The organism is Alkalihalobacillus deserti (assembly GCF_020734105.1).
Lineage (GTDB): Bacteria > Bacillota > Bacilli > Bacillales > Bacillaceae_D > Halalkalibacter > Halalkalibacter deserti.
The window spans coordinates 84,514-100,563 of record NZ_JAJAFR010000012.1 but is presented as its reverse complement, the minus strand read 5'-3'; the positions used below and the strand labels follow the sequence as shown (position 1 = coordinate 100,563).

General features: G+C 35.2%; 16 protein-coding genes and 1 pseudogene. 12 read left to right on the top strand and 5 right to left on the bottom strand.

What is annotated here, in order from left to right:
* Both LDX58_RS18310 and LDX58_RS18305 read left to right on the top strand, forming a co-directional pair.
* Positions 1-1,032, top strand: coding sequence for an alpha/beta fold hydrolase (locus tag LDX58_RS18310; RefSeq protein WP_227938254.1), 1,032 nt, complete (start codon positions 1-3; stop codon positions 1,030-1,032).
* 215 nt (positions 1,033-1,247) lie between these two features.
* Positions 1,248-1,391, top strand: a complete 144-nt coding sequence (locus tag LDX58_RS18305) for a YfhD family protein (RefSeq protein WP_227938253.1) — start codon at positions 1,248-1,250, stop codon at positions 1,389-1,391.
* A gap of 47 nt (positions 1,392-1,438) precedes the next feature.
* Here the strand turns inward: LDX58_RS18305 and LDX58_RS18300 are convergent, their stop codons facing one another.
* Entirely contained in the window at positions 1,439-1,636 is a 198-nt protein-coding gene (locus LDX58_RS18300) for a cold-shock protein (protein ID WP_227938252.1), read from the bottom strand.
* A 198-nt stretch (positions 1,637-1,834) separates the two neighbouring features.
* The gene (locus tag LDX58_RS18295; protein ID WP_227938251.1) at positions 1,835-2,011 is read right to left on the bottom strand and encodes a hypothetical protein; all 177 of its coding nucleotides are present in this window, start codon (positions 2,009-2,011) and stop codon (positions 1,835-1,837) included.
* A gap of 263 nt (positions 2,012-2,274) precedes the next feature.
* On the opposite strand from LDX58_RS18295, the gene LDX58_RS18290 reads away from it, so the two are divergent.
* From LDX58_RS18290 to LDX58_RS18275, 4 genes are all read left to right on the top strand, one after another.
* Entirely contained in the window at positions 2,275-2,655 is a 381-nt protein-coding gene (locus tag LDX58_RS18290; RefSeq protein WP_227938250.1) for a hypothetical protein, read from the top strand.
* Positions 2,656-3,242: 587 nt separating this feature from the next.
* On the top strand, positions 3,243-4,718 hold the full coding sequence (locus LDX58_RS18285) for a protein adenylyltransferase SelO (protein ID WP_227938249.1): 1,476 nt from the start codon (positions 3,243-3,245) through the stop codon (positions 4,716-4,718).
* Between the two features lie 272 nt (positions 4,719-4,990).
* Positions 4,991-5,245: a hypothetical protein gene (locus tag LDX58_RS18280; protein ID WP_227938248.1), complete on the top strand. Its 255-nt coding sequence runs from the start codon at positions 4,991-4,993 to the stop codon at positions 5,243-5,245.
* A gap of 195 nt (positions 5,246-5,440) precedes the next feature.
* Entirely contained in the window at positions 5,441-5,572 is a 132-nt protein-coding gene (locus LDX58_RS18275; RefSeq protein WP_227938271.1) for a hypothetical protein, read from the top strand.
* Between the two features lie 511 nt (positions 5,573-6,083).
* Here the strand turns inward: LDX58_RS18275 and LDX58_RS18270 are convergent.
* Complete coding sequence (locus LDX58_RS18270) at positions 6,084-6,350, bottom strand: PGDYG domain-containing protein (protein ID WP_227938247.1); 267 nt, start codon at positions 6,348-6,350, stop codon at positions 6,084-6,086.
* Between the two features lie 244 nt (positions 6,351-6,594).
* Here LDX58_RS18270 and lepB point away from each other — a divergent pair, with 244 nt between their 5' ends.
* The 4 genes from lepB to LDX58_RS18250 all read left to right on the top strand — a co-directional run bounded on the left by lepB (position 6,595) and on the right by LDX58_RS18250 (position 11,357).
* Positions 6,595-7,215, top strand: coding sequence for a signal peptidase I (gene lepB / locus LDX58_RS18265; protein ID WP_227938246.1), 621 nt, complete (start codon positions 6,595-6,597; stop codon positions 7,213-7,215).
* Between the two features lie 188 nt (positions 7,216-7,403).
* Positions 7,404-8,378, top strand: coding sequence for a BMP family ABC transporter substrate-binding protein (locus tag LDX58_RS18260; RefSeq protein ID WP_227938245.1), 975 nt, complete (start codon positions 7,404-7,406; stop codon positions 8,376-8,378).
* Between the two features lie 96 nt (positions 8,379-8,474).
* Positions 8,475-10,202, top strand: a complete 1,728-nt coding sequence (locus tag LDX58_RS18255; protein ID WP_227938244.1) for a sensor histidine kinase — start codon at positions 8,475-8,477, stop codon at positions 10,200-10,202.
* A 486-nt stretch (positions 10,203-10,688) separates the two neighbouring features.
* Positions 10,689-11,357 (top strand): hypothetical protein, encoded by a 669-nt coding sequence (locus LDX58_RS18250; protein WP_227938243.1) that lies wholly within the window; start codon positions 10,689-10,691, stop codon positions 11,355-11,357.
* Positions 11,358-11,493: 136 nt separating this feature from the next.
* On the opposite strand, the gene LDX58_RS18245 is transcribed toward LDX58_RS18250, so the two are convergent.
* Positions 11,494-12,228, bottom strand: coding sequence for a YqcI/YcgG family protein (locus LDX58_RS18245; RefSeq protein ID WP_227938242.1), 735 nt, complete (start codon positions 12,226-12,228; stop codon positions 11,494-11,496).
* Between the two features lie 118 nt (positions 12,229-12,346).
* Positions 12,347-12,655 (bottom strand): DUF3892 domain-containing protein, encoded by a 309-nt coding sequence (locus LDX58_RS18240; RefSeq protein WP_227938241.1) that lies wholly within the window; start codon positions 12,653-12,655, stop codon positions 12,347-12,349.
* Positions 12,656-12,757: 102 nt separating this feature from the next.
* On the opposite strand from LDX58_RS18240, the pseudogene LDX58_RS18235 reads away from it, so the two are divergent.
* Positions 12,758-12,966 (top strand): annotated as a pseudogene (locus LDX58_RS18235) (sodium-dependent phosphate transporter); the annotation flags it as partial.
* 307 nt (positions 12,967-13,273) lie between these two features.
* Entirely contained in the window at positions 13,274-15,856 is a 2,583-nt protein-coding gene (locus LDX58_RS18230; protein ID WP_227938240.1) for a helicase-related protein, read from the top strand.
* Positions 15,857-16,050: the final 194 nt, after the last annotated feature.

Genomic DNA, 16,050 nt, shown 5'->3' with positions numbered 1-16,050 from the left:
GTGAATGGAGACAAAATCATAAAGGAGAAGAAGGTCGGGAATGAAATTTCTTTAGTTGAGGCTGATCTTAGAGTTGGACAAACACCTAGAGAATTAGTATGGAAAAAAAATAAAGCCTCTTTATGGTACTATCCAGCAAGTAAAAAAACCTATAAAATACCATTGTTTCTTGTCTATTCGCTTATTAACGAATCTTATATTCTTGATTTGTATCCAGGAATGAGTATGATTGAAGCTTTTTTAGAAAATGGCTATGACGTCTATTTGCTTGATTTTGGAAAACCAGGTTACGAAGATAGTGCTCTAACCCTTGATGATTATATTACGAAATATATAAAAAGGTCAGTTACAAGAGCAATCGATCATTCGGGTGTAAACGAATTGACGATGATTGGATTTTGTTTAGGAGGGACACTAGCGGTCATTTATACAGCTATTGAACCAGAACCAGTAAAGAACCTTGTTCTTATTGCTACTCCAATAGATTTTGAGCATTCACCCGTTCTGAAAAATTGGATAAAAGCATTAAGGAGAGATGAGGGCAAACTAGATAACCTTATTGATGAATATGGGGTCATTCCAGCAAAACTAGTTGAGTTAGGAATGAGGATGGCGATATCTCCTTTTACGTATAGTTCTTATTTTTCATTACTGCAAAGAGCCAACGATGAAAGATCCGTTCTAAAATGGAGACTTTTTAATAAGTGGATCAAAGGACATATTCCGTTTGCTGGTGCTACTTTAAAACAGTTCATTAATGAATTGGGAAAGAAGAACAATCTGGTTAAAAATCAATTAGATATAAATGGTAAAAACGTTCATTTAAATAAGGTACAATCGAATTTATTAGTAATTGCTACTAGTGAAGATCAAATCGTTTCAGAGACGTTAATTAAACCAATTATGCCATTAGTAGCATCTAAAGATAAAACGTATGAGCGGATTGAAGGAGGTCATGTTTCCATTGCAATGACCGGAAAGTTACCGATTGTTCTTGCTGAATGGTTATCAAAAAGGTCAGAACTTTTATAAACGATGCAGGAAAAAGAAGATGATCTTATTATAAGCAATTTTAGAAAAGGTTATTCGAAAATTCTTAGAAGAAGAATAGCCAAGTTCATTACTCATTTCCCATTATAGGAAACCACCATATTTTACATCACATAACAAGCAGTACAATGTTCATACTACATGTAGATAAGCGTGATGACTTATCGTAACGGATCATTTTTAGGGGGAATGTAATAATGGGTAAAAAGAAAGGTCTGCAAGGTAATTACGACGAGGTAGAATATTCGGAAGAACTAGCAGATTCAGACGATAAAGAAGCGATGGCACGGATGGATGCTGCTGATAAACGTACAAAGAAAAAACAAAAGAAAAACAAATAAAAAAAGGACTCCTAAGAGGAGTCCTTTTAACTTGAGAAAGTCTCAAATTACTTTTGAACGTTAGCAGCTTGTGGTCCACGAGCGCCTTGTTCGATTTCGAAAGTTACAGTTTGTCCTTCTTCAAGTGACTTGAATCCGTCACCTTGGATTGCTGAGAAGTGAACGAATACGTCGTCGCTACCGTCTACTTCGATGAAACCGAAACCTTTTTCTGCATTAAACCATTTTACTTTACCTTCAGTCATGATATTGCCTCCAACGTGGATTACCCACAAAATTATTACTATCTTTGTCGATACATAATCCATCAAGACAAAACCACTTGTTTAAGAAAGTCTTTACTCTATCAGTTTTACCGAACAAAAATAATTAACCTAATTATAACAGCCTAAGAAAATAATAGCAAGTATCTATAGTAAAAAATGTCTATAAAGTGAACTTTACTAAGAATCTAACTGTTCGATCTCTTCTTCGAAATAAAATGTACTAGGGTGTTCAATGCATGTATATGAGTATCTCTTCATATTTGGCACATAACTAAACTTATTAATCGTAATTGTTTCTCCAGTTGACTTCAAGCGTACCTTCTGATTAGAAACAAATTTGTTTTTATTTTTCATGTGTTTCCCCACCTTTTAAATGTTCTATTTATACATTATCTCATACATACAGGGAAGTTATCCTATTTTTTTTGATTTCTTTTTATGAAAACCTTTTCTTAAAAAGAAAGACGGTCTAGATTATTTTAATTATAAGTTGGATTCATGGTATTTTTTGGCGATTAGGGATATACTATTAAAAGAAGGGTATAAATTCCCTTGGTCTATATATTTGTAGAATTTTTTTGCAAAGGGTGGAAGGCCAACCTAGGAAGGATGACCAAATGACAGAATTAGCTTATCAAGCAAAAGCAGGAGACGGTTTTAAAAAGAAGATGTTAAAAAGAACGGATCATTGGTTTTACACTCCTCAAGAAGTGGTGTCTGAGATGTTAGCATTAAAAGAAAAGATGGATTTGACATACGAGAATAAAATCAAGTGGGAATATGATGGGAAAGTAACTGGAACCTTAAGAAAAATGAATATACTAAAAGGGTATCTCAAAGGAGATCGAAGAACAAAGCCATTCTATTTGCAGATTCTATCCGCTCAGCCAGAAGATGAGATTAAAAACAGCTCACCCCTTGAGGCAAACACACTATCAGAGAAAGATGAAAGAATGTCTAAAAGGGTAGTAAGTTTGTTGAAGAATAAATTCAATTAATAAATAGAATTTAAAACAAAAAGAAACGTTTGATGCTCAATGTCAGACGTTTTTCTTTTTGTGCGCTAGGCATGAGCCCATTCTTTAAGGTTCAAGTCCCAAACTTTGAAAGCAGTAGAACAGTTAGCTTAAGACAAGGGTATCTGGGGAGACCCAGAATCTGAAGGAAGTCGCCGGCAAATCCCTGCTTTGAAGAACAAGAACTTCATATTAATGCTAGGTGTACTGGGATGTACTGCATAACAAGTAGAAGCTCTTACTGCCAAAGACGACACATACTAGATGAAGCAAGGATATCGGGAGGAAGAATGCGCGCTTACCCTGGGAGGTCTATCAGGTAGGCGATCATGAAATCTAAGCAAGTGTGTTTTCGCTAATAGAAGTCAGCAGAAGCCCCGTACGTACATAGCTAAAAAATATTTAAAGGGCGCAACTCTTGCATGAAAAGGTATAATAAATTGGCAGAAGTAGACACTAAAAGGGCTACTTTGTGTTGAACATTAGATAACTAAAAAATATGATGATCCTATGATATTTGTTGTATATAACTAGGATACAAAAAGACAAAAGAAGAAAAAGGAGATACGATGTCAAAGAGAAAAGAAATAATTGAAACAGGATGGAACTTAGACAACAGTTATGCCGGTCTACCAAAATCATTTTTTACCAGCCTCAACCTCACCCCTGTACGCTCACCGAAGATGATCATTCTCAATGATTCGTTGGCAACATCCCTAGGGTTGAACGTTCAGGCACTGCAAAGCGAAAATGGCTTAGCTGTACTTGCTGGTAACCGGATTCCAGAAGGTGCATTTCCTCTTGCTCAAGCTTATGCGGGGCATCAATTCGGGCATTTTACCATGTTAGGGGACGGCCGAGCTCTGCTTCTTGGAGAGCAAATCACACCCAAAGTTGAGCGATTTGATATTCAGCTAAAGGGTTCAGGTAGAACGCCATACTCCCGCGGGGGCGATGGTCGAGCGGCACTTGGACCAATGCTGCGCGAATACATCATCAGCGAAGCCATGCATGCACTTGGCATTGCTACCACCCGCAGCCTAGCGGTGGTGACAACCGGTGAGGCAGTAATTCGTGAAACCGATCTGCCTGGTGCGATCATGACCCGGGTGGCTTCCAGTCATATACGTGTCGGAACGTTTCAATACGCTTCAAAATGGGGCACTGCCCAGGATCTCAAGGCCCTGGCTGATTATACGTTACAGCGGCATTTTCCAGATGTTGACGCTGAAGAAAACCGCTATCTTTCCCTACTTCAGGATGTGATCAAGCGTCAGGCTGTCCTGATTGCCAAGTGGCAACTGGTTGGCTTTATTCATGGGGTGATGAACACCGATAACATGGCCATTAGTGGAGAAACCATTGATTATGGTCCATGTGCTTTTATGGATGTCTATGACCCAGAAACGGTATTCAGTTCAATCGACAGGCAAGGCCGCTATGCCTATGGTAACCAGCCGTATATTGCCGGATGGAATCTTGCTAGGTTTGCTGAAACCCTATTGCCGTTGCTACATGACGATCAGGAGCTGGCTGTCAAAATGGCCGAGGATGCGATTTCAGATTTCAGTGAGTTGTATCAAAGTAATTGGTTTAGAGGAATGAGAGAAAAACTGGGAATATTTAATGAAGAGCAACAGGATGAATCCCTTATTGAAGACCTCCTCAGCATGATGAAGAAGTATCGTGCAGACTATACCAATACCTTCCGCGCATTAACTTTTAATATGAGGGAGGATGCGGTCATGTTTGAGACGCCGGAATTTGCTCAGTGGCATGAACTGTGGCAGGCGAGACTAGGCAGGCAGCAGGAATCTGAATCTTCCTCGCATCAGTTGATGAAAAGGAGCAATCCTGCGCTAATCCCTCGGAACCACCGGGTAGAAGCCGCACTAGAAGCCGCAGTGAAACAAGAAGACTACAGCGTGATGGAGCGACTTCTTGATGTTCTTTCAAGCCCCTACGCGCACTCCCCCGAACAGGCTGAATACTCTAAACTGCCTGCGCAATCAACCCGTCCTTACCGAACCTTTTGCGGTACATGATATAGAAGCCTTAGGGGTGATTCTTTGTGCTTTACTCAATTAAGTTGACGCCTTGTCAGATAATGCTACCCCTTTCTTGGAGGTAGCATTATCTAGTTGAGGGTCAGTTACAAGAATAAAGCATTCTATTAAGTTTGATTATTTTATGTATGAAAGAATCAAACAACTATGATGTAAATCAGAAGATTATATTTCACCAATTTTCATTGTATATTAGTCATTAGAAAGAGGTGAGCAAGATCAAACATTTCCTTGGAGCTACATTCATTATTGTGCTGGTACTAAGTGCTATTAGTTTTGGCATTGGATGGTACCTTAATACAGAATGGGTAAACATAGCTTTTATAGTAGGAGCGCTCTCCTTATTAATTTCTACCAGTGGAACGACAACTGAAGCCCATCTTGCTATGAAAACACTTGGAAATCATGTACCGAAAAGCGGAAGTAAACTACTATCACTTAGTCCACTACTTGTGGGTTCACTTTTAATGCTAACCATTAGCTTTATCTTCGCATTATTTCTATAAAGATAACTGAAAAACGTTTGGCTTCTGCTATAGGTCACTCTTTTTATTGGATTTTTATAATTCACCAACACTCTAGCTAGTGACTCTAGAATATACATAACTGGAAATGGAGACTACAATAATTGATTGATTTGAATATTCCTCAGTTACATTAGTTACATCTGAGATTCAAGCAAGTGTACTGTCGTTACGGCAATCTATAAAGATCGCGGTGATATTAAGCCAGTAAATACAATTATCAACGATACGATTGCGAGCATTCCTAATGATTTGGCAGTTGAAGTAAGTTGCATTATTACAAAGGTGAACCTAAGCCAATCGAAGTAGGAGGCCTTCCTATAGCGGTCGAGGAGTTGTTCAGCAAATTAAGTTATTTGAGCAAATAGTAGCAAAAGCAGCTGTAACAGGAGATTACAATAAAAGCAGTTCTAGCATTAAAAACTAATCTATTTAGCCCTTCTGAGGCCATTTCAAAACGGATCAAGTATAGCCTAGAGTTTTCAGTTTTGGTGTTAACTAACGCTAGAGCTCGATTACATGCTTTAAAGAAGGGTCTTATATATTCAAGTGAACAAGTTAATAATGAGTCTTCAGGATATAGTACAGGAAGTAAACTGATCGAATTTTTAACGTAGATTGCAAATGCATTTTTTCCGGTTGGGTTGCTCTTAAAAGCAGATAATCAATTTACAAAGATTAAAGAAGTTAAAACATAATCGACATAGATAAAAATGAAGTGACTACTTTAATAAATGTAGTCACCTTTAATGTAGAAAGCTGTTGAAGTGGTTGATTAGAACTCTATAATCGTAAATCATTTTTTAGTGAATCTAGTCCATTAATTTTTTAGAAATACTTCTTTCGATTTTCTTTTCATTTTCCTTAGCGATCTTAGGATGAAGGATTTCACATCTCTTCCATCTCTAATCCGTTCGTACGTTTTATCGAAAGTATTTGCTTTACATGGATATTGATCACCATTTGCATCTGTTATAAGGTAATCTCCAGGATAGCCCTTTACGGTACCTTCTGATGTATCGATGGAAATGGTCCTAGATATTTTTACGGCTTCCACTATAACGGGTTTACTTCGATACCTTGCCACTACTATTCCCTCCTTTCAATTGTCTTCTCTCCACTTTTCACCTTTGCAAATATATATTAATTCAGCTTATTCACCATTAAAATGAAATGTGAAAAATGCTTTTCTGTAAAATGGTTAGAGATTGTCATAATCTAGTAAACGATAGAAATGTAAACTATTTAGATCTATTTATAAAGATTCAGACATAATTAATAGTATAAGGTGTTATATTACCACTCCAAAATGGTTAAAAAGAAGATGAGAGGTGATAACTATTTCAACGAAAACAATTAATTATCTTAAATGTGGAAATGCTTTATTGTTAGCTTTTTTATTTGCTAGTTGGATTAATATTTTTATAATCCAACCATATGTTGTCAGTGGAAGTTCGATGGAACCAACTCTAGCAGGTGAGGATCTTTTAGATACGGAAAAAGTTGGCGATCGAATTATTGTTTTTAAAAGTGCTTATGTATTAGGGAATATACCTGAATATGGAGAGATGGTTATCATTGATAGCCGAATTGATCATGTAAGAGCATTTAAAGATCGACTATTTGATAGTCCTTTGTTAGCAATTTTTTCTGACCAAAGAGAAGAAGGGAATATTTGGATAAAGCGAGTGATAGGAGAATCTGGAGACACAATTCGATTTAATAACGGAGATATTTATAGAAATGGAGAGTTGTTAGTAGAAAACTATATTAAAGAAGAGATGAAAGCGCAAAATGATGTCTTTGTCATACCGGATAATCATGTTTTTGTCATGGGAGATAATCGAAACAACAGCTCTGATAGTAGAGCAATAGGACCCATTCCTATTGATAATGTTGTAGGTAAAGTAATGTTAAGATTTTATCCATTTGATCGTATTAATCTTTTATAAGGAATAGAAACAAAAACAAAGAGCCCCTAATGAAAAAAATACACGTCATTAGGGGCCTTTGCTGTATAAATTTAATTAGCTTCATTAATTTGAAGCTTCCTTTATAGAAGAATATCAAAGAACAGTAGACCTGTTACTTGTTTTTAAAGTAAGATAGATGAAGATTAACAAAAAGAGGAGAGCTTACCATGCAACAATCTAAACAACCTAGATGGATTTTGCTATTAACATTCGTTGTTGCTATTGGTTTTATTGTTACCATAATAATAAAAGTTAGCGACGTTCTAAGTGAATCTTCTACCAGTGAAACGATAAATGAAATAGTCATAACGATCCTTACTTCAGATGAAATTGTTGATCAAAGCTGGGGAAGTCTAGCATACAAAGGGCAGTTGAAAATAGAAGAACAGTTTCCTGTTTCTGTTACTCTGTATAGCGAAATCGATACACCAATGTTTCAGGAAGAAACAATTGAAAAGGCTATCAAAGAGGGTTCTGAATTAATTATTGGTCATGGGAGAGAATTTTCAGGTGTTTTTACAGAAATGGCACCTAAACATCTAAATGTTCATTTTGTCACTATTCATGGGAGTTCTGTACATGAAAATCAATCTGTCTATACATTTAATCAAGGAGAAGTTGAAAAAACTGCTGGTTTAGCAGCATCATTAATAACAGAAACAAATAAAGTAGGTTTGATTGATGCTATTGATGCACGTGAAGAACAACCTCAATTTGAAGAAGCTCTTTATCATTATAATCCTGAGGCTGCATTTTATTATAAGGTTGTTGACAGTAGAGATGATGGTGCTAAAGCAGTCGAATTAATGAAGGAGTTGATTGATGAGGGTGTCGATGTCATTTATTCAAGAGGAAATGCTTATAATCGTGCTGTCATCGAATATGGAAGACAACATAATGTCTATATGATAGGTTACTTAGAAGATCAGGCATATATGGCAAATGGTTGGGTGTTAACTAGCGTAATGAACGACGTTTCTCAGATGTATGTTGCCATAATGAAAGATTATTTCAGTGAAGAGGGCTTACAGGCAGGAAAAAAACTGTTAACGGAAGAAGATGGAGTGTATCAGCTTGCTCCTTTTGGACCGATGTTTACAGATGATGAGATTGAGATGATCAATAGGGAACTAGATAGATAGTGACGTAACTGTGATGAAGTGGGGAACATTATGAAAAATCTTGTTAAGAAAATGTCATTTCGTAATAAAATTTTGATAGTTCTCCTGGTGACTACTATGATTCTTAGTAGTTTTTCTTTCGTTTTGATTCAATCTATTGATCAAGTCAATTCTGTAAGTAATAAAATTAATCAAAATAACATTCCGGAATTGGTCTGGGTTACACATTGGGAACAAGAATTAATCACGAAAAAATTTATAATTGAAAGATTTATAGAAAATGATTATTGCTGTAATTTACTGAAGGAGTATGAATCTTTTATAGCTGTTTCTACTGAAGAATTCGGATTACCTTATAGCGATGTGCCCTTATCGCTAATAGCCTTAAAAACAGAGATTGAGCTCTTGGATTTTATGATTTTGAATAATGTTCAAGGACTAATTTCATATAGCAATAAGGCTAGTTTAGAAAACTATTTACATAATGAATATTTACAACAATTAGACAAACTAGCTGACCAAATTAACGATAAAAAGCTTACCGTTTTTTCTAGCCTTAATAATCATTCAAGTCATTTTTTATCTATTATTAAAGATTCACTATGGTTACTCTTATTTTTAACGATTGGGGCAATTATTGCTTCTGTGATTTCAGCTTATCGGATTAGTTCGAATTTAACACGACCAATAGAAAATGTTGTGAATAAAGTCGATGAAATCGCAAGTGGTCATTATGGTTTGACTGTTGAAGAAACTTCACAAGTAGAATTGTGTCAGCTCACTAGTTCTATAAATAAAATGTCTAGAAGGTTGAGAGAATCCTTTGACACGATTGTAAAAGATAAGATTTACAGGGAACAGATTTTAAATTCACTACCCGTAGGTATTATTACATTCGATGAAAAGTCATCCAATGTTTCATTAAATCATACGGCAAAACGTTTATTAGGAAGCGATGAATCGGTTATTTCGATTCCGTTAAACAGCCCTAAAGAAAATACCATGTTTTGGGATGCTTTAACATCGAAAGAGATGATCAACAATGTAAAAGTTCCTTATTATACATTGCAAGAGAAACGTACATTTTTACTTTCTCAAGCTAAGCTCCTTGATCAAAATCAAAATAACATTGGAACAATTTTTTATTTTATTGATATTACAGCGAAGGAAAATCTAGAGAAAAGAATGCATCACTCTGAAAAATTAGCCCTTGTTGGAGAATTAGCTGCTGGTGCGGCCCATGAAATACGAAACCCATTAGCGGTCATAGATGGATTTTTAACGATAATGAGCAATTCATTTAAAGAAAGTGAAAAAGAGCAATTTCACCTTCCATTGTTATTAAAAGAACTTGAAAGAATTAATACAATTATTGAAGAAATGTTGCTTCTTACTAAACCAAGTGCGCCTCATTTTAAAGCAAATTATATGGACGATATCATTAATGAAATACTCCCGTTAATTCAACATTCAACTGAACATAAAAATATTAAATTTTCAATAGATCTAGAAAGAAAATCAATCAAGGTTGATGGAAAGCAAATGAAACAAGTCTTTCATAATTTAATTAGAAACAGTATAGATTCGATGAACAAAGGTGGGAGTATATCGATCTACTCACAAACCTCAGTAAACGAATATCAAATCTATGTAAAGGATAGTGGGACAGGAATCCCTCCATTAATTCAACCTTCGATCTTCGACCCGTTCTTAACGTCTAAAGAGACAGGTACAGGATTGGGATTAACGATCGTTCAAAGGATTATAAACAACCATCGTGGGAAAATTAAATTAGTTTCTTCTACGGAAGAAGGAACGATCTTTTTAATTACTTTACCACTTTAAAGCTAATTATTGATGTTCTAGTATGTCATCAAAGTTAGCTTTTTCTTTTTTTTTATAATTGAATGAGTGAGCCTGTTGCAGTGAATGTAGGTAATTAATAATAAGAAAAATGATATCACCTAAATGGACCGTTAATCTGGAAAAAAATAAGTTGAGTAAATCAAAAATAAAGAAAAATAAGTTTCAAAGCATAAGGTCTAAGAAGCTTAATAAAAGCAGTTGAAAAATATAAGAAAACACCTTGTGGAAAGGATGATAGCGAATGACCAGTATTTATGTCATTAAAGCAGAAAACACAAATTAATTGACCAGGTATGCAGAAACGTTCCTGAACCCTTAAGCAATTACAATAAGCAGTAAGCAGTTATCGTCCATGCTAAAATTTTTCTAAAACTTTCACATAATGTGATTGAAAACCAATTATTGGGGTCAAACTACAGATAAGATTGACCAAGAAAGCATCTTATAAAAAAGGGGCGAATTATTGTGACATTAGACTGGTTTGATAGAGTTACTGAAGAGCTTCAAGACGATTTAGAATCCATTTGTGATAAGTATGATCAAATAGGTCATATGTCTATCGACAAAGGTGCTAAACATCCCCGAATTGAGTTCTTTGTTGAATTGGAAGACCTTGAACGGGAATATTTTTGCACGCTGTTCTATGATCCGTTTAATAACGAATTCTATATTGAATCGTTTGATCTTGACTTAGATTTAACCTCAAGAACCATTCTTGAAGATATTGAAGATATCATTGATGCTGTACACGAGAGTTTCCATGATTTCATTAATGATGAAGACGATGATTACGAAGCAGCCATAGAGTACAGCGACGAAGAGTTTAATGATGTGTACGATATTGACGTTCTAACTGAAGATGATGAATTTGAAACGTTAGAAGTTGATTGGGAAACTCCTGAAGTAACAGCTTATATTGATGAAACTGAAGATCTTGAAATCACCTATAAGTTTGGAGTCATTCCAGAAACAGGAGATGGAATTCTTCAAAGAATTAATAGGGTTAAGACGGAAGATGATGATATCATAAAAGATGAATTCAATTTCATTTTTAGTAAAGACGAGGCAAGTACCATTATTGCAATGATTGCAAGTCATATGGACTCGATTAAGAGCTTAGATTTCGAGCAATGATTCAATAGAGAGAGTCGCTTATATTTTTTCTTTGAACATATATATGGAAAAAATAGGCTATTCTCTTAGTGTTGGTAAGATTTAGTTTAGAGATTATCATGAAAGTATTACAGCCGAATGGATTCATTCGGCTTTTTCATTTTTCTTTTTTTAATGCATTTAGAAATGGACAGCTGGAAGAAGTTTGGTCATCACGTAAGAAGTATTGTTTCCATTCGAAGTTATCTTCATTTCCATATGTGTTCAAATCAGGGTGAGGAGCAATAGAGTCATACTTAGTAAGGCGATTTCTAATTTTAGATTTAATGATGTTTGCGTAATCAGAGGACGATGGAAAATTTTGTAATACCCATCTGGGTGTTAATGCAAACATAAAGTAAGGAAAATTCCGACTTTTTCTTTGTTTATGAGCGGGTGAGGCACAATAAATAAAAAGAGGTTCTCCATGAAAGCAAAATTCCCATGCAGGGTTACTTACTTCCTTTGGAACAGAAGAAGGCCATTTTTTTTGATCAATTGCATGAATGGCTTTGAGCTGTTCCCAGAATAAATGTTCAAAATAAGCGATTGGCATTGTTGCAAGATCATTGGGGGTAAAGAAAAAAGTAATTAGGGTTGAGTATTTCCCGAATTTTCGAGATGAAAGCGCATATTCTTTGATTGTATCCGCTAATGTGAGTGATGTGGTTTGATCTCTAGGATCTCCCACAAAGGCAAATCTTAAATGCTTGTTATAAAGAGCTTGAATTGCGGGAATACAAGGAAAGGCGTTCTCTGTATCAGTCATTTTATTTTTAAATTGATAAACCGCATCTGTTTTCCAAGTAGTTAAAGGTACTGTCTCAATTTGATCTAATGAAAATAATGTCATTTAAAATCAACCTCCTAACGATAACATATTAAGAAATGTTCGTTAGGTGATCATTCGACGAAAAAAAGCGTTTCAAGAAATATTCACTCTTGAAACGCCGTATTCTTAAAGCTGTATTCTAAAATAGAGGTAGTTGATTCAAATTATTCTCCTTTATACCATCAGGCTCACTTCTCAAAATGTCACGACCATACTTATGAAAAACATCGACATGAGCTAAACTACCTTGCTTTGCTTCATTAAGAGCTTGAATATAATCTAATTCTCGACCGCTACTCGTCTTAAAAGCAATTAAGTCACCGCTATCGTTCTTTCTGACTGCAACAATATGTTCTTGAGAAAAATCAATATCTGAACTATCTACGGAATTCTCTCTTTCAATTTGCTTGCGATATTGCTCAAATACTTCCTCGAAATGATCTGTCATAAATCTTTCTCCCTTCTAATCAGTCAAGTTAGTTTGTTACAAATTAAGCTCTTTGAATCATGAAAAGGTGATGTTTAACTGATAAATAGGTTTTGTTAATGCGGATTTATGACCTTGAAACAAGCAATCGGGGTTATTATGGGTGCTAACATTGGTAACTGTGACAGCATTTATCATTGGGATTAAAATTTTTACTTATTCTTTACCAATTGATCTTTTTTTAAAAGAGCAATAAATTAAATTATATTGGTCAAGTTATTTTTGGTTTCGGTGCTCTTTTTTATGGTTTAGATTTAATGGGAGATGCGATGAACTTTATTAAAAGGGGTTCAAGCAAAGTAGTAATTGGTGAAGATTAATAATGATTATCTTTAAATTTGAGCGACTTTCATAGTTGTTCTTTTTTATTGTGAAGTTTTGACACAACAAAGGTGCATAAAAAGCTTTGTTTACCGTATTCTAAAAGTAATAGAAAATATAACGGAATTAGCAATTAGGACTAAGTAATTATAAAAGTGTTGATTGAATAGGTGATTACAATTTACAATTAGAAGAATAGATATTACTTCCTACAGTGTTATGGGACTAATACAAGTCAGATTTTTGAAGGTGACACTCATGAATAAAATAATGACCGTGTATCCAAAAGCTGTTGAACATACTAAGAGTAAAATCCTTGTTGATATCGACCGTTATCTTGAATTACGAGATACTTGTCCATCTTTCGAGCAATATTTATCAGATCGTCTTATCTATTTAGAGCAGATTTGGGTAAATGTTTGGCTAAATAAGGTTACCAATGATATCCCAAAAAAAGAGAAAAAATCCTTCTTAGCTGAGCGGGATTATGTAGTCGATGGTATTGATCGAAAAATTTTGAATCGCTTATTTCGAAATGAAATGAGAACGTATAAACCCTTTGATGTATTTAACTGGTTAAACGAAACTTTTATCAATCATTCAGATGTGTGGGAACTGACATACAAACAAGCAAAAAAGAAATATGAACATTTCCTAAAAGAAGAAGAACGAATGAAACAAAGAAGAGATCTACAACGTAAGATTGAACAAGCTCTAGAAAAATTATTACATCAAAATCAACAATCGATTTACATATACCTTCGCCACCGAGTCAGTGAACAAATACAAGTAGATTTATTAACAAAGCCGAAATATAGCATGATTGAAACGTTCAGGATTGAGGAGAAGTTAGAAGAGGATGGCTTATTTTCTCCCACTGATTATTTTACCGTTTCTAAATTCTTCGATGAATTAACTGGGGAAATCCACAATGCCTTTTATTGGGAATACGAAACTTACTTTTATGCATATGATCGTTTTGTTCATCAAATTTTAACGGATTATATAAGTCATAAGTTAATGGAGTCACTTACGGAAGAAGTATTTGAACAATATGAGGACATGTATGATGAGACACTAACATCTTCCAAAGTAAAGGGTGTTGTTGACCTTTCACTTGGTCCTTGGCATAAAAAGTATTTCTCACTCATTCAATCAGAACTTCTTGCTGATTTATTAAGGTTAGCTGATATTCCTTTTAAATTAGACATTCACACTGACATTTATAAAAATGACTTGATTGAACGAGAGCTTAAAAAACAAGAAGAAGAAGAAGAAAATCAAAGAAAGCTAGCAGAGGAAGCGAGAATTCTTGATGATATTTTTGGTCGTGAATACCGGCCTTCTGCAGGAAGAAGTATTCGTTATGTCTTGCACATAGGGGAAACGAATACGGGGAAAACCCATCATGCCTTGCAGAGAATGATGAAAGCCAGAAGTGGACTTTACTTAGCTCCATTGCGGTTGTTGGCATTAGAGGTGTATGACAAACTAAACGGAGAAGGAATTGCTTGTACACTAAAAACAGGTGAAGAAGAAAAATCTGTAGAGGGTGCCACTCATAATTCTTGTACAGTTGAAATGTTCCACGAAAAAGAATCTTATGATGTAATTGTCATTGACGAGGCACAAATGATTGCGGATAAAGATCGTGGCTTTTCTTGGTACAAGGCAATAACAAAAGCAAATGCAAATGAAGTTCATATCATTGGAAGCCGCAATGCAGAGCAAATGGTTTTGCAACTTCTAGGTGACTCTGAAGACATTGAAATATTTGATTATAGTCGGGATATTCCTCTTCAAGTGGAGAGAAAAGAATTTCAGATGAAGCAAACAAAAAAAGGAGATGCACTTGTTTGTTTTTCAAGACGAAGAGTGTTAGAAACAGCTTCGCAACTTCAAAAGAACGGGTATTCTGTTAGTATGATTTATGGAAGCATGCCACCTGAAACGAGAAAAAAACAAATGCAGCGTTTTATTGAAGGAGAGACAAGTGTGATTGTTTCTACTGATGCAATTGGAATGGGGTTAAATTTACCGATCCGACGTATAGCTTTTTTAGAAAATGAGAAATTTGATGGTTCACGCAGAAGAAGATTAACTTCTCAGGAAATAAAACAGATCGCAGGGCGAGCAGGACGTAAAGGTATTTATGAAGTGGGGAAGGTAGCTTTTACTGCTGATATAAAATTAATGAAGCATTTACTTCAAAAAGAGGATGAATCCATTCAAACGTTTGCCATTGCTCCAACAAACTCTGTCTTTGAACGTTTTCAAAAATATTACCGTGATCTAGGAACCTTTTTTGAAATGTGGGATAAATTTGATAGTCCCAAAGGAACAAAAAAAGCTACGCTATCTGAAGAAAAAGAATTGTACGAGACAATAAGGGGAACCGAAATTGAGGCTCGTCTTTCTATGATGGATCTTTATGGTTTTTTACATCTTCCATTTTCTACAAAAGATCCAGGGATGGTTGAGCAATGGCAAGAAAAAATGATTGCTATTATTAGAGGTGAAGACCTTCCAGAACCACAGATAACAAGGGGTTCACTTGAAGAAATGGAGCTTTCCTACAAAGCAATTGGCCTTCATCTGTTATTTTTATATCGGTTAGATAAAAGAACGGAAGCTATATATTGGGAGAGGGTAAGAGAAGAGATAAGTGATGGAGTTCATGAGTTTCTAAAAAATGACGTAAGAAATCTAACGAAAACATGCAAACACTGTGGCAAAAAACTTAATTGGGATCATGCTTTTACCATTTGTGATCCGTGTCATGCCTCTAGATATAAAAGAAGAGAACACGGATATTACCGGAATAGAAAAGCTTATAGATGAAGAGAAGGACTAACCTAAGCTTAGTTATAAATTCAAAATAGCAGGCCCTTACTTAGGAATAGTGGTGCGTGGCAAGATAATTCATTAACTATGTAAATAAATAATCATATACGCGGTTATGAAGAGAGTAGTGTGGAGTGAAAGAATAGATAAAACGAGTTATTGGATTGTGAGTCAAAGCCAAATACTTTGAC